The sequence below is a fragment of the Amorphus suaedae genome (assembly GCF_053629675.1).
The window spans coordinates 1,097,300-1,122,047 of record NZ_JBRJIT010000002.1 but is presented as its reverse complement, the minus strand read 5'-3'; the positions used below and the strand labels follow the sequence as shown (position 1 = coordinate 1,122,047).

The 24,748-nt window shown below is 69.1% G+C and carries 25 protein-coding genes; 19 read left to right on the top strand and 6 right to left on the bottom strand.

What is annotated here, in order from left to right; all coding sequences use genetic code 11:
* Window positions 1–26: 26 nt before the first annotated feature.
* Entirely contained in the window at window positions 27–326 is a 300-nt protein-coding gene (locus AB7M35_RS18905; protein ID WP_453961972.1) for a hypothetical protein, read from the top strand.
* Between the two features lie 209 nt (window positions 327–535).
* A complete protein-coding gene (locus AB7M35_RS18900) occupies window positions 536–1,471 on the top strand; it encodes an alpha/beta fold hydrolase (protein WP_453962570.1) in 936 nt (311 codons plus the stop codon).
* Between the two features lie 28 nt (window positions 1,472–1,499).
* Here the strand turns inward: AB7M35_RS18900 and AB7M35_RS18895 are convergent, their stop codons facing one another.
* Window positions 1,500–1,730: a DUF1413 domain-containing protein gene (locus AB7M35_RS18895; RefSeq protein ID WP_453961971.1), complete on the bottom strand. Its 231-nt coding sequence runs from the start codon at window positions 1,728–1,730 to the stop codon at window positions 1,500–1,502.
* 28 nt (window positions 1,731–1,758) lie between these two features.
* Window positions 1,759–2,310: a winged helix DNA-binding protein gene (locus AB7M35_RS18890; RefSeq protein ID WP_453961970.1), complete on the bottom strand. Its 552-nt coding sequence runs from the start codon at window positions 2,308–2,310 to the stop codon at window positions 1,759–1,761.
* 127 nt (window positions 2,311–2,437) lie between these two features.
* On the opposite strand from AB7M35_RS18890, the gene AB7M35_RS18885 reads away from it, so the two are divergent.
* The 7 genes from AB7M35_RS18885 to AB7M35_RS18855 all read left to right on the top strand — a co-directional run bounded on the left by AB7M35_RS18885 (window position 2,438) and on the right by AB7M35_RS18855 (window position 11,235).
* Window positions 2,438–3,670 (top strand): dienelactone hydrolase family protein, encoded by a 1,233-nt coding sequence (locus tag AB7M35_RS18885; RefSeq protein ID WP_453961969.1) that lies wholly within the window; start codon window positions 2,438–2,440, stop codon window positions 3,668–3,670.
* A 124-nt stretch (window positions 3,671–3,794) separates the two neighbouring features.
* Entirely contained in the window at window positions 3,795–5,345 is a 1,551-nt protein-coding gene (locus AB7M35_RS18880) for an ABC transporter substrate-binding protein (RefSeq protein ID WP_453961968.1), read from the top strand.
* A 278-nt stretch (window positions 5,346–5,623) separates the two neighbouring features.
* On the top strand, window positions 5,624–6,631 hold the full coding sequence (locus tag AB7M35_RS18875; protein WP_453961967.1) for an ABC transporter permease: 1,008 nt from the start codon (window positions 5,624–5,626) through the stop codon (window positions 6,629–6,631).
* Window positions 6,624–7,502, top strand: a complete 879-nt coding sequence (locus AB7M35_RS18870) for an ABC transporter permease (protein ID WP_453961966.1) — start codon at window positions 6,624–6,626, stop codon at window positions 7,500–7,502. The genes AB7M35_RS18875 and AB7M35_RS18870 overlap by 8 nt, the downstream gene beginning before the upstream one ends.
* Entirely contained in the window at window positions 7,499–8,377 is an 879-nt protein-coding gene (locus AB7M35_RS18865) for an ABC transporter ATP-binding protein (RefSeq protein WP_453961965.1), read from the top strand. The genes AB7M35_RS18870 and AB7M35_RS18865 overlap by 4 nt, the downstream gene beginning before the upstream one ends.
* Window positions 8,374–10,002, top strand: coding sequence for an SDR family oxidoreductase (locus tag AB7M35_RS18860; RefSeq protein WP_453961964.1), 1,629 nt, complete (start codon window positions 8,374–8,376; stop codon window positions 10,000–10,002). Before AB7M35_RS18865 ends, AB7M35_RS18860 begins: the two co-directional genes overlap by 4 nt.
* Before the next feature lie 159 nt (window positions 10,003–10,161).
* Window positions 10,162–11,235: an ABC transporter ATP-binding protein gene (locus AB7M35_RS18855; RefSeq protein ID WP_453961963.1), complete on the top strand. Its 1,074-nt coding sequence runs from the start codon at window positions 10,162–10,164 to the stop codon at window positions 11,233–11,235.
* Here AB7M35_RS18855 and AB7M35_RS18850 read toward each other — a convergent pair.
* Window positions 11,232–12,947, bottom strand: a complete 1,716-nt coding sequence (locus AB7M35_RS18850; protein ID WP_453961962.1) for an ABC transporter permease — start codon at window positions 12,945–12,947, stop codon at window positions 11,232–11,234. The genes AB7M35_RS18855 and AB7M35_RS18850 overlap by 4 nt on opposite strands.
* 7 nt (window positions 12,948–12,954) lie before the next feature.
* Window positions 12,955–13,935 (bottom strand): ABC transporter substrate-binding protein, encoded by a 981-nt coding sequence (locus AB7M35_RS18845; protein ID WP_453961961.1) that lies wholly within the window; start codon window positions 13,933–13,935, stop codon window positions 12,955–12,957.
* 168 nt (window positions 13,936–14,103) lie between these two features.
* Between AB7M35_RS18845 and AB7M35_RS18840 the strand changes: the two genes are divergently transcribed.
* Window positions 14,104–15,351: an SLC13 family permease gene (locus AB7M35_RS18840; RefSeq protein WP_453961960.1), complete on the top strand. Its 1,248-nt coding sequence runs from the start codon at window positions 14,104–14,106 to the stop codon at window positions 15,349–15,351.
* A gap of 9 nt (window positions 15,352–15,360) precedes the next feature.
* Here AB7M35_RS18840 and AB7M35_RS18835 read toward each other — a convergent pair whose 3' ends face one another.
* Entirely contained in the window at window positions 15,361–15,996 is a 636-nt protein-coding gene (locus AB7M35_RS18835; protein WP_453961959.1) for a PadR family transcriptional regulator, read from the bottom strand.
* A 173-nt stretch (window positions 15,997–16,169) separates the two neighbouring features.
* The gene (locus AB7M35_RS18830; RefSeq protein WP_453961958.1) at window positions 16,170–16,952 is read right to left on the bottom strand and encodes an IclR family transcriptional regulator; all 783 of its coding nucleotides are present in this window, start codon (window positions 16,950–16,952) and stop codon (window positions 16,170–16,172) included.
* 220 nt (window positions 16,953–17,172) lie between these two features.
* Here AB7M35_RS18830 and AB7M35_RS18825 point away from each other — a divergent pair, with 220 nt between their 5' ends.
* From AB7M35_RS18825 to AB7M35_RS18785, 9 genes are all read left to right on the top strand, one after another.
* On the top strand, window positions 17,173–18,012 hold the full coding sequence (locus tag AB7M35_RS18825) for a cyclase family protein (RefSeq protein WP_453961957.1): 840 nt from the start codon (window positions 17,173–17,175) through the stop codon (window positions 18,010–18,012).
* Window positions 18,012–18,359 (top strand): cupin domain-containing protein, encoded by a 348-nt coding sequence (locus AB7M35_RS18820; RefSeq protein ID WP_453961956.1) that lies wholly within the window; start codon window positions 18,012–18,014, stop codon window positions 18,357–18,359. The genes AB7M35_RS18825 and AB7M35_RS18820 overlap by 1 nt, the downstream gene beginning before the upstream one ends.
* Complete coding sequence (locus tag AB7M35_RS18815; protein ID WP_453961955.1) at window positions 18,356–19,153, top strand: SDR family NAD(P)-dependent oxidoreductase; 798 nt, start codon at window positions 18,356–18,358, stop codon at window positions 19,151–19,153. The genes AB7M35_RS18820 and AB7M35_RS18815 overlap by 4 nt, the downstream gene beginning before the upstream one ends.
* Window positions 19,154–19,157: 4 nt before the next feature.
* Entirely contained in the window at window positions 19,158–20,078 is a 921-nt protein-coding gene (locus tag AB7M35_RS18810; RefSeq protein WP_453961954.1) for a 3-hydroxyacyl-CoA dehydrogenase family protein, read from the top strand.
* A 62-nt stretch (window positions 20,079–20,140) separates the two neighbouring features.
* Window positions 20,141–21,415, top strand: a complete 1,275-nt coding sequence (locus tag AB7M35_RS18805) for an ABC transporter substrate-binding protein (RefSeq protein WP_453961953.1) — start codon at window positions 20,141–20,143, stop codon at window positions 21,413–21,415.
* A gap of 28 nt (window positions 21,416–21,443) precedes the next feature.
* Window positions 21,444–22,169: an ABC transporter ATP-binding protein gene (locus AB7M35_RS18800; RefSeq protein ID WP_453961952.1), complete on the top strand. Its 726-nt coding sequence runs from the start codon at window positions 21,444–21,446 to the stop codon at window positions 22,167–22,169.
* Window positions 22,162–22,872 (top strand): ABC transporter ATP-binding protein, encoded by a 711-nt coding sequence (locus AB7M35_RS18795; protein ID WP_453961951.1) that lies wholly within the window; start codon window positions 22,162–22,164, stop codon window positions 22,870–22,872. The genes AB7M35_RS18800 and AB7M35_RS18795 overlap by 8 nt, the downstream gene beginning before the upstream one ends.
* The gene (locus tag AB7M35_RS18790; RefSeq protein WP_453961950.1) at window positions 22,872–23,738 is read left to right on the top strand and encodes a branched-chain amino acid ABC transporter permease; all 867 of its coding nucleotides are present in this window, start codon (window positions 22,872–22,874) and stop codon (window positions 23,736–23,738) included. The genes AB7M35_RS18795 and AB7M35_RS18790 overlap by 1 nt, the downstream gene beginning before the upstream one ends.
* 1 nt (window position 23,739) lies before the next feature.
* On the top strand, window positions 23,740–24,747 hold the full coding sequence (locus tag AB7M35_RS18785) for a branched-chain amino acid ABC transporter permease (protein WP_453961949.1): 1,008 nt from the start codon (window positions 23,740–23,742) through the stop codon (window positions 24,745–24,747).
* Window position 24,748 lies beyond the last annotated feature (1 nt).

Below are 24,748 nucleotides of genomic sequence, written 5' to 3'. Positions count from 1 at the left end.
ACCGGGTACGCCCGGAGAGGCGCACAATGACCGGCAGGACGACGGCCGGGCGGGTAGTGTGCAGGCTGACGGTCGGCGGGCTGGCGATCCTCTACGCGTTCGCGCTCGCGTTTCTCGCCGTCGGAACGTTCGGCCTGTTCGGAAACCCGCCCGACGCGCTCTCCGGGATCTACGTGATCCTGCTGGGACTGCCCTGGAACCTGCTCCTGGACGGGCTGCCGGAGGCCTGGGCTCCGTGGGCAGCCAGCCTCGCCCCGCTCGTCAACATCGCGCTGGTCGCGTCGCTCTGCCGGCTCGCCCGCCGTCGGCACAATTCCGCCATTTAGTTGAGCTCACCATCCCGCTCTACCAATGCGCGATCCAGAAGATCTGCTCCAGAACCGGCCCCTGTTTAGGGTCCGGCGCGGAGTGCCTACGGCCCTCGCACTTGGCGTATTCCCGGACTCCAACAGCCGTTCACCGCGTCACGGTGGTCGCCGTGGGTGATGTGTCTCCCCGCGCTTTCCCCGTACGAAGGATCGACGCCGTGACATCCATTCCACGCTTCCTTTCCGCCTCCGCCATAGCATTCGCCTTGACGCTGTCGGCCACCGCTGCGCCGGCTCGGGCGGCCGTGGTCCCGTTTCCCTCCACGTTCGCCGTGCAGGAGATTCCCGCCAACGGCGCCACCTTCCATGTCCGTGTCGGCGGTAGCGGACCCGCGGTCGTGCTGCTGCACGGCTACGGAGAAACCGGCGACATGTGGGGGCCGCTGGCGGCGGATCTGGCGCGCGACCACACGGTGGTGGTGCCGGACCTGCGGGGCCTCGGCCTGTCGTCCCACCCCGCCGGCGGCTACGACAAGAAGACCCAGGGCGAGGACGTGGCGGCGATCATGGACGCCCTCGGGATCCAGCAGGCCGATCTGGTCACCCACGACATCGGCAACATGGTCGGCTTCGCCTTCGCCGCCAACCATCCCGACCGAGTGATCCGGTTCGTCGTGATGGACGCGCCGCTCCCTGGCGTCGGCCCGTGGGAGGAGATCCTGAAGAACCCGCTGCTGTGGCATTTCCGGTTCGGAGGGCCCGACATGGAGCGACTGGTCGCCGGCCGGGAGCGGATCTACCTCGACCGCTTCTGGAACGAATTCTCCGCCGACCCGGCCAAGTTCGACGAAGCGTCGAGAGAGCACTACGCCGCCCTCTACGCACTCCCCGGCGCGATGCACTCCGGCTTTGCCCAGTTCGCCGCGTTCGATCAGGACGCGCTCGACGACGCCGCCGTTCTCGAAGCGCGCGGCAAGCTGACCATGCCCGTGCTGGCCATCGGCGGAGAGCAGTCGTTCGGTCCGACGATGGCGGTGGTCATGCGATACGCCGCGACAAACGTCCAGGAGGCGGTGATCCCGAACTCCGGCCACTGGCTCATGGAAGAGCAGCCCGACGCCACGGTCGCCGTTGTCCGCGCGTTCCTGGACGCGCCGATCTGACATAGGACTTTTCTGATCGGAAGTGGCTCTACGCGCCCTTCAGAAGATAAAGCCGGCCGCCGCCTGCCTTGCGGCCGGTATCGACGACGCGCGGAAATCGGCCGTTGTCCACGGCGCGCATGAAGTCCCTGCCCAGCTTCACCTTGTCGCCGACATAGAGCCGATCCCAGCCCGGGCCGTAGACTTCCGAGAAATGAAACGGTCCCGGAGCGCGCGCGGCAATCGCTCGGCTGATCCGGACCAGGAGATCCTCATCCATCGCGCGCCATGCTCGCCGGAGAAGCCGGCTATTTCTTGATGGGCGCGAGCTGGGCGGCGCTGCCGTAGGTGAGCGTGAGGCTGTCGAGCGCGCCGGCCAGTGCCACCGAATCCTGCCCGTCGGCGCCGAGCGCGCCCACCAGCGGCAGCAGCACGTCGCGGCGCAACGCCGCGTAGGCCTCGGTCACCTCAAGGCCCGCATCGGTCACCTGATAACGCATGTCGCGCCGGGAGCCGCCGCCGACCGTCTCGACCAGTTCCGCCTTCACGAACTTTCGCATGGCGTACTGCAGGTTCGGCACGTCGGTGCGGTTGAGCAGGCGACCGATCTCCGACAGCCGTTTCGGCCGGTCCTCGAAGCGCACCATGTTCAGGACGGCCACGTCGTCGCCGGAGATGGCAAGCTCCGCGACCTCGGCAAAGCACACGCCCTTCCAGCGATAGTAGGCCTGGGCCACCCGCTCGAGCGCGAACTCGAGGTCGGCGAGACGGCGTTCTTCCGGCGTGCGGGCGAGATGCCAGCCCCCGGGCTCGCCGCCTGCATCCTCATGCCCCCCGACTTTCTTCCTGGTAGCGACCATTGTCCAACTCCGACGCGTCTCACCCATTGCCATATGTGATTTTTAACGGCAAATTCTATTTTGAATTCGATCAAAAGTCCCGCGTCTCTCGCACCGGGATCGTCACCGCCAGACATCGAGGGGAAACATGGCCGGCACGTGGATCGACATTCCGTCTTCGGACGGAAAGAGCTTTCAGGGATATCTCGCCGTGCCCGAGGCCGGTTTCGGCCCGGGAATCATCCTTCTGCAGGAGATTTTCGGCGTCAACAGCACCATGCGCGACGTCGCCGACTACTACGCCGAGGAAGGCTACGTGGTCCTCGTGCCCGACCTCTTCTGGCGCTTCGAGCCGCACATCGAGCTCGGCTACGGCGAGGAAGATTTCGGCAAGGCCTTTGGTTACTTCCAGAAATTCGACGTCGACCAGTCGATCCGCGACACCGCCGACGCGCTCAAGGTGCTGCGGGAGCGCCCCGAGCAGGCCGGCAAGGTCGGCGCGCTGGGCTTCTGCCTGGGCGGCAAGCTCGCCTACCTGACGGCGGCGCGCACCGATGTGGACTGCGCCGTCTGCTACTACGGCGTCGGCCTCGAGCAGGCGCTGGACGAGGCGAAGGACGCCACCTGCCCGATGGTGTTCCACTTCGCCGAACTCGACAAGTTCGCGCCGGAGGAAGCCCGCAACCAGATCATGGCCACCTTCGCCGACCGCGACGACGTCGAGTTCTACGTCTATCCGGGTTGCGACCACGCGTTCGCCGCGGTGGAGCGGGAGTCCTTCAACAAGCCCGCCTCGCTGATGGCGCACTCGCGCTCGATCGCGCTGTTCCGCAAGGTGATGGGTCCGCACTACGACCTGTCGACCCTGTGGGACAAGCACACCGAATACGAGTTCGCGACCCGCGACGTGGATCTCACCATGTCGACGATGGTGGCCGAGCCCTACGTCAACCACATCCCGACGATGACCGGCGGCGTCGGCTACAAGGACCTGCACCGGTTCTACAAGAACCACTTCATCCCGAAGACGCCGGCCGACACCAAGCTGATCCCGATCTCGCGCACCGTCGGCGCCGACCGGGTCGTGGACGAGATGCTGTTCTGCTTCACCCACGACATCGAGATCGACTGGATGCTGCCTGGCATTCCGCCGACCGGCAAATACGTGGAAATCCCGCTGGTCGGGATCATCCGCTTCCGCGGCGACAAGCTCTACAACGAGCACATCTACTGGGACCAGGCTTCGGTGCTGGTGCAGATCGGCGTGCTCGATCCGACCGGGCTGCCGGTCGCCGGCAAGGAGACCGCCGACAAGCTGGTCCACGAGAGCCTGCCGTCGAACACGCTCATGAAGAACTGGGCCTCCAGCGCCCCGGCCTGATCGCCGTTCCAGGGCGCCGGCACGGGGAACGCCGGCGCTTCGACACGACCCGGATGCGGCAACGACCGCATCCGGACTGCCAAGCATAATCCATCCAGATCGCCTTCATCGACGCGAGGCCGCCATGAACGGACCATCCTTCTCCCGCCGCACTCTCCTGCAGTTGACAGGTGCGGGTGCCGCCACCCTCGTCCTGCCGCACGGCATCGCCCGCGTGGTGGCCCAGGAGGCCGGCAAGACCGTCACCATCGCCTACAACGTGAACCTGCCGTCGTTCGACCCGACCGTCGGCGCGTCGGCGGTGAACCCGACGATCCAGACCATCTACCAGGCGGTGTTCGATCCCTACATCGCCCAGGCGCCGGACCTCTCCTTCGAGCCGGGTCTGCTGACGAAGTGGGAATACAACGACGACAAGACGAAGATCATGCTGACCGTCCGCGACGGCGCGGTCTGGCACAACGGCGACAAGGTCACCCCCGAGGACGTGGTCTGGTCGCTTGAGCGCGCGGGCAATCCCGACACCGGCAACCCGATCCAGTTCGTCTGGTCGAAGATCGGCAACTTCCAGATCGACGGCAACACCATCACCGCCGACGTGAAGGAGTATCAGCCGGACCTCGTCAAGTGGATGGCGTTCCTGACCGGATACGTGCTGCCGAAGAAGTACTACGAGGAAGTCGGCGCCGACGGCTTCGAGGCGAAGCCGATCGGCTCCGGCCCGTACATGGTCGACACCTTCGAGCGCAACGCCTTCCTGCGCCTCAAGGCGAACCCCGACTACTGGGGCGGCAAGCCGGCCTTCGAGACGGTCATCTTCAAGTTCGTGCCGGATGCGACCAGCCGCGTGGCGGAGATCGAGTCCGGTGCCGCCGACGTGACGCTGGAAATTCCCTATGAGGAGTTCGACCGGCTGAAGGACAAGCCCGGCATCGTCGGCGAGACCATCCCGATCTCCGATATCGCGATGATCTTCATCAACGATACCGGTGTGATGCTCGACGAGAACGTCCGCCGGGCCGCCGCCATGTCGATCGACAAGAAGGCGATCGTCGACCGGCTGCTGCGCGGCTATGGCGTGCCGCTCGACACGCTTCAGACGCCCGAGTACGACGCCTACGACCCCTCCATCAAGGTGCCGTACGACCCGGAGCAGGCCAAGGAACTGCTGGCCAAGAGCGGCTACTCGCCGGACAAGCCGGTCAAGTTCACCATCCAGACGACCCGCGGCTTCAAGCCGAAGGACTACGAGATGGTCCAGGCCATCGTCGGCATGTGGCGCAAGGTCGGCATCGAGGCCACCATCGAGGTCTACGAGATCGCCAAGCACTACGAGCTGCGGGCCCGCGACGAGCTGGCCGAGGCGGCCTTCTACAACTGGGGCAATGCCATCGGCGATCCGGCGACGTCGACCGGCCACGCCATGTTCGGCCCCTCGCCGCACTCGGTCTGGGACGGCCAGGAGGTGTTCGACGCCATCGCGCCGCTGTGGGCGGAGAAGGACGAGGCCAAGCGCATCGAGGGGTGGAAGAAGGTCGACAAGCTGATCGCCGACCAAGGCGCCGTCATCCCGCTCCTGCAGTACGTCCAGCCGATCATCCACACCGACAAGGTGGCGGTGGTTCCCCAGGCGAACGGCATGCTGCTGCCGCAGAAGATGACGCCGGAAGGCTGACGGCGGGGAAAACCACGGCCGGCAGCCCCGCGCAGATGATGCGGGGGGCCGGTTCTCGCGGCGCGCCCGACGCCGGCCGCGGTCACCCTCGTGCCTTCGGCGGTCGGCCGGCGGGCGGGCACGCGCGCCGGTCTCCGTTTCGGATCGGGTGGCGACACCGGGTCGGCGGGAAGCGGCCGGCGCTTCAAATCCTTGAGCAGTCCCGTCCGGTTCCGGTCGACCGGTCCCGGACGGGAAAGGCTCTCGGCTCCATCAGTACGCCTGGGGGTTCCTGACGCATGGGCCGCACCGCCCTCCTTCGCCGCCTGCTGCTGGTGCCGCCGACCCTCGTCGGTGTCGCCATCGTCGTGTTCGTGCTCCTGCGCGTGGTTCCCGGCGATCCCATCGCCATGATGATCCCGCCGGGCGCCAGCGCCGACGACATCGACCGGCTGCGCGCCGCCTACGGCCTCGACAAGTCGATCGTGGTGCAGCTGGCCGCGTGGTTCGGCGACCTCGTCACCGGTCACCTCGGCACCTCGATCAGCCTGCGCCAGAACGTCGGCACGCTGATCCTCGGCCGGCTGCCCGCGACGCTGGAACTCGTCGCCCTCGCCACCCTGATCGCCGTCGCCCTCGGCGCCGCGCTGGCGCTCACCGGCGCCTTCTATCGGCGCGGGCCCGGCGAGTGGATCGTCGACGGGATCATCGGCGTGGTGGTCGCGATCCCCGACTTCCTGTGGGGGCTGATCTTCATCCTGCTGCTCGGCGTCGTCTATCCGGTGCTGCCGATCTCCGGCCGCATAGACCCGCGCCTGTCGACGGACTTCGCCACCCAGTTCTACCTGATCGAGGCGCTCGTCACCGGCCAGTTCACCATCGCCGTCGTGCTCCTGTCCCACATGCTGATGCCGGCGGTGGCGCTGGCGCTGCCGCTGGCGGCGATCATCGCGCGGGTGCTCAAGGCCTCGCTGGCCGTGGCCGAAAGCGCCGACTACGCCCAGATGGCGCGGGCGCGCGGCTTTTCGCGGCGCACCGTGCTGCTTGACGAGGCGCTGCCCAACGCCGCGATCCCGACCGTCACGCTGACCGGCGTTCAGTTCACCTTCCTGGTCGGCGGCACCGTCCTCATCGAGCGGATCTTCTCCTACGAGGGGATCGGCAACATGGCCGTCGACGCGGTCATCAACCGCGACCTGCCGCTCATCCAGGGGATCGTGCTGACGTTCGCGGTCCTGTTCATCGCGATCAACCTCGCGATCGACATCCTCGTCACCTTCCTGAACCCGAGGCTGCGTCGTGGCTGATCCGGCAAACCCCGCCGCCGGCGCCGCGGAGCGCCGGCCCTCCCATCCGCTTGATCCCCGGCTGGTGGTCGGGGCGGTCGTCATTGCCGCGCTGATCCTGGTCGCCGTTTTCGCGCCCCTGCTGGCGCCCCACAACCCGCTCGAACAGGACCTGATGCTGTCCATGCTGCCGCCGTCGTGGCTGTCGGGCGGCGAGCCCGGTTACCTGCTGGGTACCGACAGCCTCGGCCGCGACATCCTCTCGCGGCTGATCTTCGCCACGCGCATCGCGCTCACCGTCGCCTTCGTCGCGGCGATGCTCGCGGCGGCGATCGGCTCGCTGCTCGGCCTCCTCGCCGGCTACTTCGGCGGCTGGGTCGACCAGCTCGTCTCCCGGCTGATCGAGGTGTGGATGGCGTTTCCGCCGGTGCTGCTGGCGATCGTGCTGGCGGCCGTGCTGGGCGCCGGGCTGTCGTCGGTGATCGTCGCCATCGTCGTCGTCGACTGGACGCGGTTCGCCCGGGTGGTGCGCTCCGAGACCATGGTCGAGCGCGAGATGGAGTACGTGGCCTCGGCGAAGACGCTCGGCCTGTCCGGCCCCAACATCCTCTGGAAGGAGGTGCTGCCGAACGTGATGCCGCTGGTCATCACGCTGCTCTCGGTGGAGATGGGCATCGCCATCGTCGTCGAGGCGATCCTGTCCTTCGTCGGGCTTTCGGTGTCGACCGATTTCCCGACCTGGGGCGGCATGATCGCCGAGGGCCGGCAGGTCGTCTACCAGACCCCGTGGCTGCTGGGCGTGCCGATCTGCTGCATCGTCGTCGCGGTGCTGGGCTTCAACCTGATGGGCGACGGCCTGCGCCAGACCATCGACCCGGTGAACCGCCGATGAGTGCCCCACTTCTCAGGGTCGAGAACCTCGTCGTCACCATCGCGCGGCAGCCGGTGCTGCGCGACGTGTCGCTGACGGTGGCTCCGGGCGAGGTGCACGGCCTGGTGGGCGAATCCGGCGCCGGCAAGTCGACCATCGGCAAGGCGGTGCTGGGGCTGCTGCCGCGCGCCGCGCGGATCGCCCAGGGGTACGTTATGTTCGACGGCGTCGACCTGCCCACCATGGCGGAGGCGCAGCGCCGCCGCCTGCTGGCGGAGAAGATCGCGCTCATCCCCCAGGATCCGATGACGGCGCTGAACCCGGTCCGGCGGATCGGCGTGCAGATGACGGCGCCGCTGACGCGCCACCTCGGCCTGTCGCGCACCGAGGCGCGGGCACGGGCCCTGGCGGGTCTGGAGGAGGTCGCCATCCGCGACGCGGCGGCGGTTCTGGAGCGCTATCCGCACGAGCTCTCCGGTGGCATGCGCCAGCGGGTGCTGATCGCCATGGCCTTCTCCACGACGCCGCGGCTGATCATCGCCGACGAGCCCACCACCGCCCTCGACGTGACCGTGCAGCGGCAGATCCTGGCGCTGCTGCGCGACCTGCAGACCCGCCACAAGGCGGCCGTGCTGTTCGTGACCCACGATCTGGGCGTCGTCGCCAAGGTCTGCGACCGGGTCACGGTGCTGCACGCCGGGCGGGTTCTGGAACAGGGTGCCTGCGCCGACGTGATCGAGCGCCCCATCCACCCCTACACCCGGGCGCTGCTGGCCGCGACGCCCCGCTTCGACCGGCCGGCCGACGTGCTGTCGCCGGTGCCGGCGGAGCTCGCCGGCTCGCTCTGGCAGGAGGCCGCGGCCTGGGACGCGCGCCGGGCGGGAGGCGTGCGATGACCGTCGTTCCGCTGAAGCCCCCGGCGCTCGTCGCCGCGCGCGGCCTGACCGTCGCGCTGCCTGACCGCAGCCGCGCCCGGGTCTTCGGCCCGCCGCCCACCACCACCATCGTCGACGGCGTCGACCTCAACGTGGCGAAGGGGGATGCCGTCGGGCTGGTCGGCGAATCCGGATCCGGCAAGACGACGCTCGGACGCGCCCTGATCCGGCTGCTGCCGGTGTCGGCCGGCACGCTGAGCTTCGCCGGGACAGACATCGCCCGGGCCGGCGAAGACACGCTGCGGCCGCTCCGGCCGAAGATGCAGATGATCTTCCAGGACCCGATGTCGTCGCTCAATCCGCGGCTCCGGCTGTCGACCATCCTGACGCGGCCGTTCGAGGCGTTCGGCGTCCCCTTCCCCGAGCGGACTCGACGGGACACCGCGGCGCGACTGCTGGACCTCGTCGGCCTGCCCCAGGCGTTCGTCGACCGCTTTCCGCACGAGCTGTCCGGCGGGCAGCGCCAGCGGGTCGGCATCGCCCGGGCGATCGCGCTGGAGCCCGATTTCATCGTCGCCGACGAGATCGTGTCGGGCCTCGACGTGTCGACCCAGGCGCAGATCCTGATCCTCCTCAAGGAGCTTCGGGCCCGGATGGGGCTGACGCTGGTGTTCATCAGCCACGACCTGTCGGTGGTGCGCGCGCTCTGCGACCGGCTGGTGGTGCTTTACCGGGGCAAGGTCGTCGAGGAAGGCCCGTGCGCCGATGTCTTCGCCGCGCCCGAGGCCGACTACACCCGCGCCCTCCTCGACGCCGTGCCGCTGCCGGAGATCGATCCCGACTGGCTGGGCACCACCGCGCCGAGCGCCGATACTCCCGCAGCCATTCCCCCGCACCCACACCAAGAGGACCTTCCGATGAGCTACTCGATCAAGGGGCAAGTCGCCCTCGTTACCGGTGCCAACGGCGGCATCGGCGCCTGCTACGTCAACGAGCTGGTCGCCCGGGGGGCGGCGAAGGTCTACGCGGCGGCGCGCAATCCCGATGCGCTGCCCGCCTTCGACGGGCCGGTGGTGCCGATCGCGCTCGACGTGACCGATCCGGCGGCGGTCGAAGCGGCCGCGAAGCAGGCGAGCGACGTGACGCTCCTCATCAACAACGCCGGCGTGAACCACAACACGTCCTATTTCCGCGCGCCGGACCTGCTGATCGCGCGGGAGGAGATGGAGGTGAACTATTTCGGCACGCTCTCCATGGCGCGCGCCTTCGCGCCCGTGCTGGCGGCGAACGGCGGCGGGGTGCTGGTCAACATGCTGTCGATCCTGTCCCGCGTGAGCCTGCCGCTGATGGGGTCGCTCTGCGCCTCCAAGGCCGCCGCGCTGTCGCTGACCCAGGCGCTGCGCGCCGAGTTGAAGGGCCAGGGCACCCGCGTCATCGGCGTCATGCCCGGCACCATCGACACCCGCATGACCGCCGACTTCCCGCCGCCGAAGACGGCGCCGCTCGACGCGGTGAAGGAGATCCTCGACGACGTCGAGGCGGGCGAGAAGGACGACCTCTATCCGGGCGACTTCGCCAAGGAGATCGCGGCGGGCCTCGCCTCCGATCCCAAGGCGGTCGAGGCCAACCTGGGCCAGATCCTCTGAGGCATCGGAGCTGACGGACGGGATGCGGGCGGCACCGGGCCGCCGCGCATCCCGTCCCGCGTTGCTCTGGAGCATCACGCCGCCACGGTGGCGCTCCGCCGCACGCCCGGATGCGTCTTGACGCTTGACGAACGCGCCCGCCCGAGGCTGTGTCCGCCCATGTCGATCACGCTCAGAGACATCCGCAAATCCTTCGGCGCCGACACCGCGGTGAACGGCGTCACCCTGGACATCGCCCCTGGCGAGTTCTTCGTCGTCCTCGGCCCGTCGGGCTGCGGAAAATCGACGCTGCTGCGGCTCATCGCCGGGCTGGAGACGCTCGATGCCGGAGAGGTCGCCATCGCCGGGCGGCCGGTGGCCGGCCCCGGGCTGAACCTGCCCCCCGAGGATCGCAGCGTCGGCGTCGTGTTCCAGTCGTACGCCCTGTGGCCGCACATGACCGTGGCCGAGAACGTCGCCTTCCCGATCCGCACCGAGGGCGTCGATCGGGCGACCCGCGAGCGACGCACGGAAGCATGCCTCGCCACCGTGGAACTGCTGCCGTTCGCCGACCGCCGGCCGGCGGAACTCTCCGGCGGCCAGCGCCAGCGGGTGGCGCTCGCCCGCTGCCTTGCCCAGCGCGCCGACACGATCCTGATGGACGAGCCGCTGGCGAACCTCGATCCCCATCTGCGTCACGCGATGGAGGAAGAGCTCGCCCGCTTTCACGCCTCCAGCGACGCCACCACCCTCTACATCACCCACGACCAGCGCGAAGCGATGGCGCTGGCCGACCGGCTCGCGATCATGTGGCAGGGCCGCATCCTGCAGGCGGCGAGCCCGGAGACGGTGTACCGCCGGCCGGCCGACGAGCGGGTCGCCCGCTTCATCGGGCGCAGCGCCATCGTCGATGCCAGGGTGACGGGACTTTCAGGCGGACGCGCCCGTGCCGAGATCGCCGGCAGGACGCTCGACATCCCGGCCGCTGCCGGTACGGTCGAGGGAGCGGTCCGGCTGATGGTGCGCCCGGACGACGCGGTGGCCGCTTCCGCCGAGGACGGCCTGGAAGCGACGGTGGAGCGCGCGACCTACCGCGGCGGCTTCTGGGAAACCCACGCCGCGGTCGCCGGCCTCGACGAGCCGCTGATCCTCAACCTCTCCCACAAGGCCGCGCCGGGCGAGCGCATCCATGTGCGCATCGCCAATGCCTGGCTGCTTCCGGCGACCGGAGCGGGCGGCCTGCTCGCGGCCTAGTCGCGCCAGGGGATGGTGCCGCGCGGCGCGAAACGCCCGAGCGCGTTCATGGCCGTCATGATGAGGATCGTCGCCACCACGGTGATGGCGGCCATGGCGGCGGCGAGCGTGGTGTAGCCGCCGTCCTCGTAGTTGAAGATCACCGTCCCGATGGTCTCGTGGCCGGCGGACCAGAGCAGCGCCGACACCGTCACCTCGTTGTAGGCGGTGAGAAAGACGAGGATCGCGCCCGACGCGGCCGCCGGCGCCACCAGCGGCGTGAAGATGGTCGCCAGCCGCCGCCCGAAGCGGGCGCCGCTGACCCGCGCGGCATCGTCGAGGCTGCCGTCGATCTGGCCGTAGGCGGCCGCCACCGGGTTCAGCCCGATCGCCAGGAACGCCGCCAGATAGGCGATCAGGATGATCCACAGGGTGCCGTAGAGGCTGACGCCCAGGCCGGGCACCGGGCGGATGAACGCCAGGATGAAGGCGATGGAGATGACGAGGCCCGGCACGGCGAAGGCGATGTTGGCCTGGTTGGCGAGCACGCCGGCCACCTTGCGCGCGCGCCCCTTGCGCAGCGACAGGAAGTAGCCGAGGCCGATGGCGATAAGGGAAATCAGCAGGGCGGCCGCCGTGGCGATGCCGGTAGAGTTGGCGAACGCCCGGAGCGTGACCTCCTGGCGCAGCAGCACCTCGGCGAAGTTGTCGAGGGTGAAGGTGGCAAGCGACAGCGGCAGGCCGTAGGTCTTCACCAGCGCGGTGGCGACCAGCGACACCGACGGCAGCACCAGCGTCGCCGCGACCACCGCCCAAAGTCCGGCCTCGGCGACGAGACGGCCGCGGCCGAGGTCGATCGCCAGCGGCGCCTGTGGTGGGCCGACGAGGGCCGAGCGCATCCGCCGCTGGACCAGGAGCTGCAGCCCGCCGACGGCCAGCGCCACGACCGCGAGGATGACCGAGATCACCGCGACGCTTGCCAGCACGTCCGGCCCGTAGCTCGACAGCCGCCGCCAGATCAGCACCGGCAGCGTCGTGTAGCGGGCGGGGATGCCGATCAGCGCGTTGATGCCGAAGTTGCCCAAGGCCGCGACGAAGGCGAGCGAGAAGCCGGCGACCAGCGCCGGCGCCAGCAGCGGCAGGGTGATCCGGGCGAGCAGCCGGAACGCCCCGGACCCGCAGATGCGCGCGGCATCGGAAAGCTCGCGCGGGAAGCTCCGGAGGCTGGCGCGCACCACCAGGAACACCAGCGGCATGTGCTGGATCGCCAGCAGCGAGACGAGCCCGCCGCGCGAATAAATCGGATGGGTGGAGCCGAGCTCGGGCGCCAGCCCGATCCAGCGCAGCACCGGGCTCGCCGGGCCGAGCGCCTGGATCCAAGCGATGGCGGTCACGTGGGGCGGGATCATCATCGGCAGCAGGATGAGGAAGACCAGCGGACCCTTCCGGCGCACGTTGGTGAGACCGATCACCAGCGCCAGCGCGGTGCCGACCACCGTGGCGAGCGCCGCCGACAGAAGGCTCGATTCCAGCGAGTTCCACAGCGCGGACAGGACGGAGCGGCTTTGAAGCGCCTCGACCAGCGGCGCCAGCGACGGGACGCCTTCGGGCGCCAGCCCCACCTTGAACAGGAGGAGCAGCGGCACCCCGCACACCACGGTGACCAGAAACGCCAGAGCGGCGAGGGTCGTCCCCTCGCCGCTCCGGAAGCGGGTGATGCGTGCGGCCGTCAAGACGGGGTCAGCCTCCGAAGATCTCTTCGAACTTCATCTTGTTCGCCGTGTCGTCCTTGAGCGCCTGGGCCGGATCGAAGTCCATCAGCTTGATGGCGTCGCGGGACGGGAAGCCCTCGGGAGCCTCGACGGTGTCGAGCGCCGGCAGATAGCCCTGCTTTGCGGCGAGTTCCTGACCCTCTTCCGACAGCAGGAACGACACGAACGCCTTGGCGGCTTCCGGGTTCTTCGCCGTCTTCAGGATGGCCACCGGCTCGGTCACCGCGGACACGCCCTCGGTCGGGAACACGAAGGCCACCGGCGCGCCGTCCTTCTTTGCGCGGATGGGCAGGTAGTCGACCACGAAGCCGTACAGCTTCTCGCCGCCGGCGACCGCCTTGTAGACGCCGCCGTTGCCGCCCTGGGGGTTGGCGCCCTGCTCGGCGAGACCGCGATAGTAGTCCCAGCCGAGGTCCGGATTGCTGGTGAGCGCCACCATGTGGATGGTCGCGGCGCCCGAGGTGAGCGGCGACGGCATGGCGATCTTGTCCTTCGCCTCCGGCTTCAGCAGGTCCTTCCAGGACTGGGGCTTCATCTCCGCGCCGGTGTTGTAGACGATGCCGGTGGTGATGAGCTTGGTCGAGAAGTAGGTGTGGTCCTTGTCCATGATCGCCGGGTCGTAGGCGGAGACGTCGATCTCCGGCGCGGCGAGCAGGCGGTCCTCCTGCTTCAGGCTCTCCATCGTCACGGTGTCGGCGATGAGCAGCAGGTCAGGCTGTGGCTGGCCAGCCTCGAACTCGGCGGCGAGCTTGGCCATCACCTTGGTGGTGCCGTCGCGATACCACTCGACGTCGACGTCCGGATACTTCGCCTTGAAGGCGTCGACGGTCGCCTGGGCGTCCTCGTTCGGCTGCGAGGTGTAAAGCACCAGCTTGCCGGACACGTCCTGGGCAAGCGCGGGGCCGGCAACGGCGGCCAGCACGGCAGCCGCGAGGAGAAGCTTCTTCATGGCGGTCGATTCCGGTTCGGTCACAGAGGTGGAAAGGGACACTGACGCCTAGCAACTCTGTGTGACAGTTTCGATTCAATCGGCAAGGATGCTCCAGCCCCCGCCGGGTCATCGCGCCACCGGGACGCGTCGGGGCGCACCCCGCCCGCCCCGCCTTCCGAGGCCCGCATGTCGCTCAGCCTTCCCGTATCCGCCGCCATCTTCGCGCTGATCGCCGCGCGCGAGTGGCTGCCCGGCTGGCTGAAGATCTGGCACATCATGCTGGCCGGCGCGCTTGTGCTCCTCGTCACCGGGGAGATCGCCCCGAAGGCCGCGCTCGCCGCCATCGACTGGAACGTCATCGCCTATCTGTTCGCCGTCTTCTCCATCGGCGCGGGGCTCTATCATTCCGGGGTGTCGCACGCGATCGCCGGCCGGCTCGCCCGCCACCGCTCCCCCGCCCGCCTGATCGCGGCGTTCGTCTTCACCTTCGCCGGCATCTCGATGGTGCTGACCAACGACGCCGCGGCGATCATCGGCACCCCCATCGCCTTCGTCCTTGCCGCGAACGCGCGCATCGACGCCAAGCCCCTGCTCATCGGCCTGTGCGTCGCCGTCACCATCGGCTCGATGGCAACGCCCATCGGCAATCCGCAGAACCTGCTGGTGGCGACGAGCGGCCGGCTGGAGGCGCCGCTCTTCACCTTCATCGCCTGGCTGGCCGTGCCGACACTGGCGCTGCTGGCGCTGTCGGTGTGGTGGCTCGCGCGGAGGGTGAAGCCGTCGACGGACACGGCCGCGGCCGCGGCGGCGACCCGCATGGCCAGCGACGAACGGACGTGGCCGGCGGTCGCCTCGGCGATCCTGCTTGCGGCGCTGGTGGTGCTCGACAGCCTCGTCGGCGCCCTCGGCGCCGGACCGTCGCTGCCGCTCGGGCTGATCGCCTGCGTGTCGGCGGTGCCGACCTATCTGTTCTGCCGGCACCGGCTGACGGTGCTGCTCGACGCCGACTGGCCGACGCTCGTCTTCTTCGTGGCGATGTTCGTGGTCACCGGCGCGCTGGTGGAGTCCGGCGCGCTGCAGGCGCTCCTCGGCGGGGTTCGCGCGGAGCTCGGCGAGCCGCTGGTCGCCGCCGCGGTCAGCTTCCTCGGAAGCCAGGCGTTCTCCAACGTGCCGCTGGTCGACATGTACCTGAAGCTGTCGCCGACGGGGGAGACCGCCACCCTGATCATGCTGGCGGCGATCTCGACGCTGGCCGGCAACGTCTTCATCATCTCTGCCGCCAGCAACGTCATCGTCGTGCAGCATGCGGACCGGCTGGGCGGCCCGTCGCTGACGTTCACCGAGTTCACCCGGGCGGTGCTCCCGATCGGGATCGTCTCCGTCGTGGTCACCGCCGGGTGGATCCTGGCCGTCGCCGCGCTGACGGAGGGATGAGCGCGGCGCTCACCCCTCGCTGATGTCGCGGGCGGCGCGCTCGAGGATCAGGCGGACCCGATCGGCTTCGGCGCCGTCCCAGCCGCGGCTGTGGAAGCGGACAGCCGCCATCAGCGTGTGGACCGCCTCGTGCACCGAGCGCGGCGCCTTGCCGCCGGCCATGGCCCTGGCGGAGACCGCCATGCGGGTCATCACCGCGTCGACGGTATCGCGGTTCTCGTCCAGGTAGGCGGCGCCCTCCTCGGTGACCTCGTAGATCCGCTTCTGGCCGACATCGTCGACGGCGCGGATCTGGCCGCTTTCCTCGAGAAGCGTGAGGGTCGGGTAGACGGCCCCCGGGCTCGGCGCATAGGCACCGCCGAACCGGCCCTCGATCTCCGAGATCAGGCCGTAGCCGTTGGTCGGCGTCTTGGCGAGAAGGGCGAGCAGCACCAGGCGCAATTCGCCCGGACCGAACACCCGCCCGCCGCCACGGCCACCGCGCCCCATGCCGCGCCCGAAGAAGCCACGCTCGTCATCGGACGCGTGGCGCCCGCGTGGGCCGCGACGGCCGTCCCGCTCGCCGTGGCCGCGTCCGCCCGCCATGCCACGGGCCCATCCGGGTCCCCAGGAGCAGGCGTCGTCCATGTCGTAATACTGATGCATAAGATATCTCCTTTCGATGCATCGAAAGATATATCGTTTTGATCGGTGCGCAAGCGGATTTTCGCGGGTCGTTCAAACGGACCGACGGAGGTGGCTTCTTGGCGCGATGAAGAATGTGCGGCTGGCGCGACGTTGGCGGGAGGGCGGGCGGGCGTGGGCCCGTGGCGGCGCCCCTACCCCTCGCGGTCGCGCTTCAGCAACCGTTCCGCCTCGCGCTTGGTGCGCAGCAGGTCGCGGGCGAAGCGCTCGCGGTTGTTGCGGAAGCGCTGGGCCGGGCTCGGCACCGAGATCATCAGCGGCAGCCCGTCGGGATCCATGAACGCAACGCCAACCGCTGCAATGCCGGGCGAATGGCTTTCCTCGTCATAGGCATACCCGCGGGCGCGGCAGGTCTCGATTTCCGCCCAGAAGGCCTCGGCGTCGTCGAGCGGCCAGGACGGAAATTCCTTCAGGCTACGCCCCAGCGCCGCCCGGGCATGGGCCGGATCGAGGAGCGCCAGCAGCGCCTTCCCCGGCGCCGTCACCGACAGCGGAAAGCGCTCGCCGATCGCCGACTGGGCGACGAGGCGCTGGCGCCCGGTCGCCTGGTCGACGAACACCGCCGCCCCGCCCTGCAGCGTCGAGACGTCGACCGTCTCGCGCAGCCGGTGGGAAAGATCGGCGATCAGCGGGCGGATGCGCTTGGCCGAGGCGTGCTCGGCGAGACCGGCGAGACGCAGCAGCATCGGACCGAGCCGGACACCGCCGCGCGGCGAGGCCCGGATGAGAAATCCCTCGTCCTTCAGGGCGTCGACGATGCGCTGGATGGTCGAGCGCGGAAGATCGAGCGCCGCGGCGATCTCGCCGAGGCTCATGCCCGTCGGCGAGCGCTCCAGCGCGCGCAGCACGGCGGCCGCCCGGGCGATGGACTGGATGCCCGCCTCGCGGGGGGAAGACGGGGAGTCGGGATCAAGCACCGGGCACCTGTGTATCGTGATGCAATACATTGAATCTTGGGGCGGCTGTCGTGGGGAGGACGCCAATCTCCGAACGGCCGCTTCCCCACCTTAATCTTTTCAATCGGTTAGGAAAAGCCAGCAACCTCACCGGCAGAGCCGGCGTCGATCATATTGACACCCCCGACTGCCAGCCGCACCTTTCTGTCTCAAATAACGATACATACAGGGAGGGTTGTCCATGTCGATCACCGTGCGCGGAATCGAGTTCCAGGCGAACACCGACAACGACATGGGGCTGGAGTTCTACAACCTCAGCCACCGCTACGGTTTCCAGTGCCCCAACTGGCCCTATTTCCGCGACGTCCAGATCGAACGGATGCACTACATGGCGAAGTCGGGCGTCCTCTCCCAGACGCTGACGACCACCATGCACGTGACCACCCACATCGATGCGCCGGCCCACGTCGTCCAGGGCACCCCGTTCATCGACGAGGTGCCGCTGCCGCACTTCTTCGGCTCCGGCCTGGTGGTCTCGATCCCGAAGAAGAAGTGGGAGCAGATCACCGCCGACGACCTGGAAAAGGCCTGCGGCCACGCCATCCGCAAGAACGACGTGCTGATCATCAACACCGGCTGGCACAAGGTCTACGAGGACGGCGACTACTTCGCCTACTGCCCGGGCCTCGTGCCGTCGGCCGCCGACTGGATGATCGAGAAGGGCGTGAAGGTGGTCGGCCACGACACCCAGGCCAACGACCATCCGCTGGCGACCGCAATCGGCCCGCACCGCAACGGCCCGCTGCTTCCGCACCTCGCGGAGGAATACAAGGAGTGGTCCGGCGGCATCGCTTGGGACGAGGCCTTCCCCGAATGGGAGCCGGTGCACGGCAAGCTGTTCCGGGCCGGCATCCTGGGCATCGAGAATGTCGGCGGCGACCTCGACGCGGTGACCGGCAAGCGCGTGACCTTCGCCTTCTTCCCGTGGAACTGGGATCGCGGCGACGGCTGCATCATCCGGCTGGTGGCGATGATCGACAAGGGTCAGGGCTACCGCATCGAAGCCGGGGAGAGCTTCTGATGCTCGTCAAGCGCTTCCACGACACCAAGCCCTACGAGGCCCCGAACCACTTCGACATGCGCGGGCTGCGGCTGCAGGGTTTCGAGGACGGCGGCCCGGAGAATTTCTGGGTCGGCTGCTCGCACTTCCTGCCCGGCGGCGGCGCCGGGCCGGACGCCACGCCGCTGGAGAAGGTCTATGTGGTGCTGGACGGCGAGATGACCGTCGAGGCGGAGGGCGAAACGGTGGTGCTGGGATCGATGGATTCCATCACCATCGGCCCGAACGTCGAGCGGCGCATCGTCAACAACTCCAACGACACCTGCACCATGCTGGTGGTGATGCCCTACCCCGGGGGCAAACGATGAGCGCGATCGATACGCCGCTGTCGCTGTTCGACGTCGCCGGCAAGTCGGCCCTGATCGCGGGCGCCTCCGGTGCGTTCGGCCAGGTGGCCGCACGGGTTTTGGCCGGCGCCGGCTGCAAGTTGACGCTGGCGGCCGGAAACGCCGAGGCGCTCGACGAGATCGCCTGCATCTGTCGCGACCTCGGCGCCGACGTCGCCACCGCCAATGCGCGGCCGAACGACGAGGCCGCCGCGGAGGCGATGGTGAAGGCGGCGGTCGACGCCCACGGAGCCCTCGACATCCTCGTGGTGGCCTCGGGCATGAACAAGGTCGCCAAGATCGACGAGATGGATCCGTCGACGTTCACCGACGTGATGGACGCCAACGTCACCCAGTCGTGGCTGCTGGCGCGCGCCGCGACGAAGCAGATGAAGGCGCAGGGGACGGGCGGCAAGATCGTGCTGGTGTCGTCGGCGCGCGGTCTGCTCGGCCACCCGGCCGGCTACACCGCCTACTGCGCCTCCAAGGCGGCCGTCGACGGCATGACCAAGGCGCTCGGCTGCGAGCTCGGCCCCACCGGCATCACGGTCAACGCGATCGCCCCGACGGTCTTCCGGTCGCCGCTGACGGCCTGGATGTTCGAGGATACGCCGGCCGCCGAAACGGTGCGCAGCGGCTTCCTCAGCCGCGTGCCGAAGGGCCGGCTCGGCGAGCCGGAGGATCTGGCCGGGCCGCTGCTGTTCCTGGCCTCCAAGGCGTCCGACTTCTATACCGGGCACATCCTCTACGCCGACGGCGGCTACACGGCAGGATAGCAAGATGCTGGACAGGATGGCGGTCATCGGTGCCGGCCTCATGGGCCACGGCATCGCGCTGACCTTTGCGAAGTCGGGACGGAGCGTCGTCGTCCAGGATCCCGATGCGGCGACGCGGGACAGCCTGCCCGACCGGGTGCGCGCCTCCATGGCGGCGCTCGGTTGCGAGGCCGGCGAGATCGAGGCGGCGCTGTCGCGCCTCTCGGCGACCGCCGACCTCGCCGAGGCCGTGGCCGACGCCGATTGCGTGTTCGAGGCGGCGCCGGAGAAGCCGGCCCTCAAGCAGGCGATCTTCGCGGACGTCGAGGCGGTGGCCCGGCCGGACTGCCTGTTCTGCTCCAACACGTCCGTCATCCCGATCACCACCATCATGGGCGGGCTTTCCCGCAAGGGCCGTGCGCTCGGCACCCACTGGTGGAACCCGCCGCACATGATCCCGCTCGTCGAGGTGATCCGCACCGAGTGGGCCGACGAGACGGCCATGGATGCCGTGATGGAGCTTCTCACCGAGGTCGGCAAGCGGCCGGTGCGGGTCGAGAAGGATGTTCCGGGCTTCATCGGCAACCGGCTGCAGCACGCGCTGTGGCGCGAGGCGGTCAGCCTCGTGGAGAACGGCATCTGCGACGCCGAGGCGGTCGACACGGTCATCAAGGAGAGCTTCGGGCGGAGGCTCGCGGTGCTCGGCCCCCTGGAGAACGCCGATCTCGTCGGCACCGACCTGGCGCTCGCCGTCCACGAGATCGTGCTGCCGGACATCGACAGCCGGCCCGGGCCGTCACCCTACCTGCAAAAGCTCGTGGCCGAGGGCAAGCTCGGCATGAAGTCCGGCGAAGGCTTCCGTCGCTGGACGAAGGAGGAGGCGGACGCCGTGCGTGCCCGCGTCGCCACGCACCTGAAGAGGCTCGACACGATCCTCGACGACTGACCGGGGCCCCGAGGCGCGCCAAGACGCCGGGGCCAGAGACAACGATCTCAGGGAGGAACGCCATGACCCGCAAATTCCAGATCAACCGTCGCCATTTCATCGGCGCCGGCGCCTCGGCCCTCGCCATGCCGGCCATCTGGCGGCCGGGCCGCGCCTTCGCGGCCGGCAGGCCGATCAAGATCGGGCTCGTGAGCCCGCAGACCGGTCCCCTCGCCGCGTTCGCCGAGGCCGACCAGTTCGTGCTCGACGGCATCAGGAAGACGACCGGCGGCATGCTCGACCGGGGCGGCGAGAAGGTCGCCATCGAGATCATCGTCAAGGACAGCCAGTCCAACCCGAACCGCGCGGCCGAAGTGGCGGCCGACCTGATCCTCTCCGACGAGGTCGACCTGATCATGGCCGCCTCGACGCCGGACACCACCAACCCGGTGGCCGACCAGGCGGAGATCAACGAGGTGCCCTGCATCACCACCGACTGCCCGTGGCAGCCCTATTTCTTCGGCCGCAACGGCGACCCGAAGACCGGCTTCGACTGGACCTACCATTTCTTCTGGGGGCTGGAGGACGTGATCGCCGCCTTCCTGGACCTGTGGAACGGATCGGGTGTGGAGAAGCGGATCGGCGGGCTGTTCCCCAATGACGCCGACGGCAACGCCTGGGCCGACCCGGTGTTCGGGTTTCCCCCAGCGCTGAAGGAGGCCGGCTACACCCTCACCGATCCGGGCCGCTATCAGCCGCTCTCCGACGACTTCACGGCGCAGATCTCCGCCTTCAAGGAGGCCGACTGCCAGATCATCACCGGCAACATGATCCCGCCTGACTTCGCGACCTTCTGGTCGCAGGCGGCGCAGCAGGGCTTCCAGCCGAAGGTCGTGACCGTTGGCAAGGCACTGCTGTTTCCCTCGGTGATCGACAGCCTCGGCGCCCGCGGCGACGGACTGTCCTCGGAGATCTGGTGGTCGCCGCACCATCCGTTCTCCTCCTCGCTCACCAACCAGACCGCCGGAGAGCTCTGCGCCGCCTATACCGACGGCACCGGCCGGCCCTGGACCCAGCCGATCGGCTTCAAGCACGCGCTGTTCGAGGTGGCCTTCGACGTCCTGAAGCGGTCGGAGGACACCTCCCCGGACGCGATCCTCGAGGCGATCACCTCCACCGACCTCGCCACCATCGTCGGCCCGGTGAACTGGAGCGGCCAGCCGGTCCGGAACGTCTCCAAGACCCCGCTGGTCGCCGGCCAGTGGCGCAAGGACGGCGACAAGGCCGACCTCGTCATCACCACGAACGAGACCGCGCCGGAGATCCCCACCGGCGGCAAGCTGAAGCTGCTGTCGTAGGCGGCCGCGCAGGCGAAGGCACCGGTCCATGGCGCTTCTCGAGGTTCAGGGCGTATGCAAGCGCTTCGGCGCGCTCGTCGTCGCGGAAGACCTCACGTTCGAGGTCGCCGACGGCGAGGCGCTGGGCGTGATCGGGCCCAACGGCGCCGGCAAGACGACCATGTTCAACCTGGTCGCCGGCGCCCTGCCCGCCGATTCCGGACGGGTGTCGTTCGAGGGCCGCGACGTGACCGCGCTGCCGGCGACGGCGCGCTGCCGACGAGGCATCGTCCGCACCTTCCAGGTGCCGCAGCCCTTCGAGGGCATGACGGTGTTCGAAAACCTGCTGGTGGGCGCCTTCTTCGGGTCGGAGACGGTCAGCGCCGATCCGGAGACCCAGGCCTGGGAGGCGCTTGTGCTCGCCGGGCTGGACGCCAAGGTCAACGCGCTCGCCGGATCGCTGACGCTTCTGGAGCGCAAGCGGCTGGAGCTTGCCCGGGCGCTCGCCGCCAAGCCGCGGCTGCTGCTGCTCGACGAGATCGCCGGCGGGCTGACCGAAGGCGAGTGCCGGGCGCTGATCGCCGCCATCGGCGAGATCCGCGCCTCGGGCGTCTCCATCGTCTGGATCGAACACGTCGTGCACGCGCTGCTGGCGGTCGTCGACCGGCTGATCGTGCTCGACCAGGGCCGCCTCGTCGGCGAGGGCGAGCCACGGGCCGTGATGGCGTCGAAGACGGTGCAGGAGATCTACATGGGCGCCGACCCCGATGCCTGAGCTTCTGGAGACCCACGCGCTCGACGCATTCTACGGCGACTTCCAGGCGCTGTTCGGCGTCGATTTCCGACTCGCCGCCGGTGAGACGGTCGCCATCATCGGCGCCAACGGGGCCGGCAAGTCGACCCTGATGAAGTCGATCATGGGCCTGATGCCGAACCGCGCCGACGCGATCCACCTGCGCGGCGAGTCGGTCGGCGACCGGCCGGCCTACGAGATGGCGGCAAAGGGCGTCGTGCTGGTTCCCGAGGGCCGGCGCCTGTTCCGCTCGCTGTCGGTGGAGGAGAATCTGGTCATCGGCGGCCGGTTGAACCGCCCCGGGCGGTGGACGCTGGAGACCGTCACCGCGCTGTTTCCGGTGCTGAAGGAGCGCCGTGCCAACCCGGCCGAACAGCTCTCCGGCGGCCAGCGCCAGATGGTGGCGATCGGCCGCGCGCTGATGGCCAACCCCGACATCCTGCTCATCGACGAGGCGTCGCTGGGCCTCGCGCCGGTCATCGTCAAGGACATCTACCAGAGCCTCGGCGCCGTGCGGGAGGCCGAGACGGCGATCATCCTGGTGGAGCAGGACATCTCCCAAGCCATGGCGGTCGCCGACCGGGTCTACTGCCTGCAGGAAGGCCGCGTGGCACTGGAAGGCGCCCCCGGAGCACTCGGGCGCGAGGCGATCAACGCCGCCTACTTCGGGCTGGAGACGGCCTGATGGAGTGGGCCAACGCCATTCTCCAGGGCATCATGCTGGGCGGGCTCTACGGCCTGTTCGCGGCGGGGCTGAGCCTGATCTTCGGCGTCATGCGCCTCGTCAACATCGCCCACGGCGACCTGATCGTGCTGGCGGCGTTCCTGGCGCTGAGCGTGGTGGATGTGCTGGGGATCCACCCGCTGCTGAGCCTGGTCGTCACCATCCCGCTGATGGCGGCGTTCGGCTACGCCCTGCAGCGCTACGTGCTCAACCGCACGCTCGGCCGCGACATCCTACCGCCGCTGATGGTGACGTTCGGGCTCTCCGTCATCCTCCAGAACGTGCTGCTGACCGTCTACTCGGCGGACAGCCAGAAGCTCTATGCCGGCGCCCTGGAGACCGCCTCGATCCACCTCACCCCGGACATCTCGCTGGGCGTGCTGCCGCTGCTGATGTTCGCGACCGCCGTGGCCGCCGTCGGTGGGCTGCAGGTCGTCTTCTACAGGACCGCGCTTGGCCGGGCCTTCCGGGCGGTCTCCGACGACGCCGAGATCGCCCAGGTCATGGGGCTCGACAACCGCAAGGTCTATGCCGGCGCCATGGCCCTGTCGCTGGCCGTGGTGGCGGTCGCCGGCGTGTTCCTGGCGATGCGGGCGAACTTCGATCCGGCGAGTGGTCCGGCGCGCCTCATCTACGGCTTCGAGGCGGTGATCATCGGCGGGCTCGGCAACATCTGGGGCACGCTGCTCGGCGGCATCATCCTCGGCGTCGCCCAGACGATCGGCGCCCAGATCGACCCCGGCTGGCAGCTGCTCGCCGGCCATCTCACCTTCCTCGTGATCCTGGCGCTCCGGCCCCAGGGCCTGATGCCGCGGATGGACGACTGACATGGCGATCACCGTCCAGCGCGCCAGCCGCTTCAGCCAGGGTGCCGGCCTCGTCCTTCTGCTGGCGCTCGCCGCGCTGGCGGCCGCGCCGTGGTGGGCCGGCCGCGCCGACCTGCGGCTGCTGATCGAGATCTACGCCTATATCGGGCTCGCCAGCCTTTGGAACCTGCTGGCCGGCTATGCGGGGCTGGTGTCGGTGGGCCAGCATGCCTTCGTCGGCCTCGGCGGCTACGTCCTGTTCGCGCTGGCGATCTTCGTCGGCGTCAATCCGCTGCTGGCGATCCCGCTTGCCGGCGTGGTCGCGGCGATCGCCGCGGTGCCGGCGGCCTTCCTGCTGTTCCGGCTGCGCGGCGCCTACTTCGCCATCGGGTCCTGGGTGCTGGCCGAGGTGGCCCGGCTCGGATTCGCCCAGATCTCCGCGCTGGGCGGCGGATCGGGATCGTCGCTGCCGGTGGACGTGGTGCGCTCCATCGCCGACGGCCGCGACGCGCGCGAGGCCGTCACCTACTGGGCGGCGCTGGCGCTCGTCACCGCGATCGTGGGTCTGATCTACCTGCTGCTGCGCTCGCGGCTGGGACTGGCGCTGACCGCGATCCGCGACAGCGAACGGGCCTCGGCCAGCCTCGGCGTGCGCATCGGGCGGGTGAAGCTGCTGGTCTACGTGGTGGCCGCCGCCGGGGCCGCGATGATCGGCGCGCTGGTCTTCCTCACCAAGCTGCGCATCTCGCCGGAGGCGGCGTTCTCGGTGAACGACTGGACGGCGTTCGTCATCTTCATCGCGGTCATCGGCGGCGTCGGCCGCATCGAGGGGCCGATCGTCGGCACGCTCATCTTCTTCGTTTTGCGCGAGACGCTCGCCGACTATGGTGCGGTCTACCTGATTGCTCTCGGCGCTCTCGCCATTCTCATCATGCTGTTCGCGCGGCGCGGCGTGTGGGGCTATCTCGCCGACCGCTTCGGCCTGGAGATCTTCCCGCTCCGGCGCCGCGTCATCACCCGACAATCCTAAC

Bases quoted from the DNA above. Each gene is read 5' to 3' on its own strand.
- AB7M35_RS18845 (WP_453961961.1), bottom strand. From the start codon at position 13,935: ATGAAGAAGCTTCTCCTCGCGGCTGCCGTGCTGGCCGCCGTTGCCGGC.
- AB7M35_RS18810 (WP_453961954.1), top strand. From the start codon at position 19,158: ATGCTGGACAGGATGGCGGTCATCGGTGCCGGCCTCATGGGCCACGGC.
- AB7M35_RS18865 (WP_453961965.1), top strand. From the start codon at position 7,499: ATGAGTGCCCCACTTCTCAGGGTCGAGAACCTCGTCGTCACCATCGCG.
- AB7M35_RS18890 (WP_453961970.1), bottom strand. From the start codon at position 2,310: ATGGTCGCTACCAGGAAGAAAGTCGGGGGGCATGAGGATGCAGGCGGC.
- AB7M35_RS18895 (WP_453961971.1), bottom strand. From the start codon at position 1,730: ATGGATGAGGATCTCCTGGTCCGGATCAGCCGAGCGATTGCCGCGCGC.
- AB7M35_RS18805 (WP_453961953.1), top strand. From the start codon at position 20,141: ATGACCCGCAAATTCCAGATCAACCGTCGCCATTTCATCGGCGCCGGC.
- AB7M35_RS18835 (WP_453961959.1), bottom strand. From the start codon at position 15,996: ATGCATCAGTATTACGACATGGACGACGCCTGCTCCTGGGGACCCGGA.
- AB7M35_RS18825 (WP_453961957.1), top strand. From the start codon at position 17,173: ATGTCGATCACCGTGCGCGGAATCGAGTTCCAGGCGAACACCGACAAC.
- AB7M35_RS18855 (WP_453961963.1), top strand. From the start codon at position 10,162: ATGTCGATCACGCTCAGAGACATCCGCAAATCCTTCGGCGCCGACACC.
- AB7M35_RS18875 (WP_453961967.1), top strand. From the start codon at position 5,624: ATGGGCCGCACCGCCCTCCTTCGCCGCCTGCTGCTGGTGCCGCCGACC.
- AB7M35_RS18785 (WP_453961949.1), top strand. From the start codon at position 23,740: ATGGCGATCACCGTCCAGCGCGCCAGCCGCTTCAGCCAGGGTGCCGGC.
- AB7M35_RS18820 (WP_453961956.1), top strand. From the start codon at position 18,012: ATGCTCGTCAAGCGCTTCCACGACACCAAGCCCTACGAGGCCCCGAAC.
- AB7M35_RS18905 (WP_453961972.1), top strand. From the start codon at position 27: ATGACCGGCAGGACGACGGCCGGGCGGGTAGTGTGCAGGCTGACGGTC.
- AB7M35_RS18860 (WP_453961964.1), top strand. From the start codon at position 8,374: ATGACCGTCGTTCCGCTGAAGCCCCCGGCGCTCGTCGCCGCGCGCGGC.
- AB7M35_RS18790 (WP_453961950.1), top strand. From the start codon at position 22,872: ATGGAGTGGGCCAACGCCATTCTCCAGGGCATCATGCTGGGCGGGCTC.
- AB7M35_RS18795 (WP_453961951.1), top strand. From the start codon at position 22,162: ATGCCTGAGCTTCTGGAGACCCACGCGCTCGACGCATTCTACGGCGAC.
- AB7M35_RS18885 (WP_453961969.1), top strand. From the start codon at position 2,438: ATGGCCGGCACGTGGATCGACATTCCGTCTTCGGACGGAAAGAGCTTT.
- AB7M35_RS18800 (WP_453961952.1), top strand. From the start codon at position 21,444: ATGGCGCTTCTCGAGGTTCAGGGCGTATGCAAGCGCTTCGGCGCGCTC.
- AB7M35_RS18815 (WP_453961955.1), top strand. From the start codon at position 18,356: ATGAGCGCGATCGATACGCCGCTGTCGCTGTTCGACGTCGCCGGCAAG.
- AB7M35_RS18840 (WP_453961960.1), top strand. From the start codon at position 14,104: ATGTCGCTCAGCCTTCCCGTATCCGCCGCCATCTTCGCGCTGATCGCC.
- AB7M35_RS18880 (WP_453961968.1), top strand. From the start codon at position 3,795: ATGAACGGACCATCCTTCTCCCGCCGCACTCTCCTGCAGTTGACAGGT.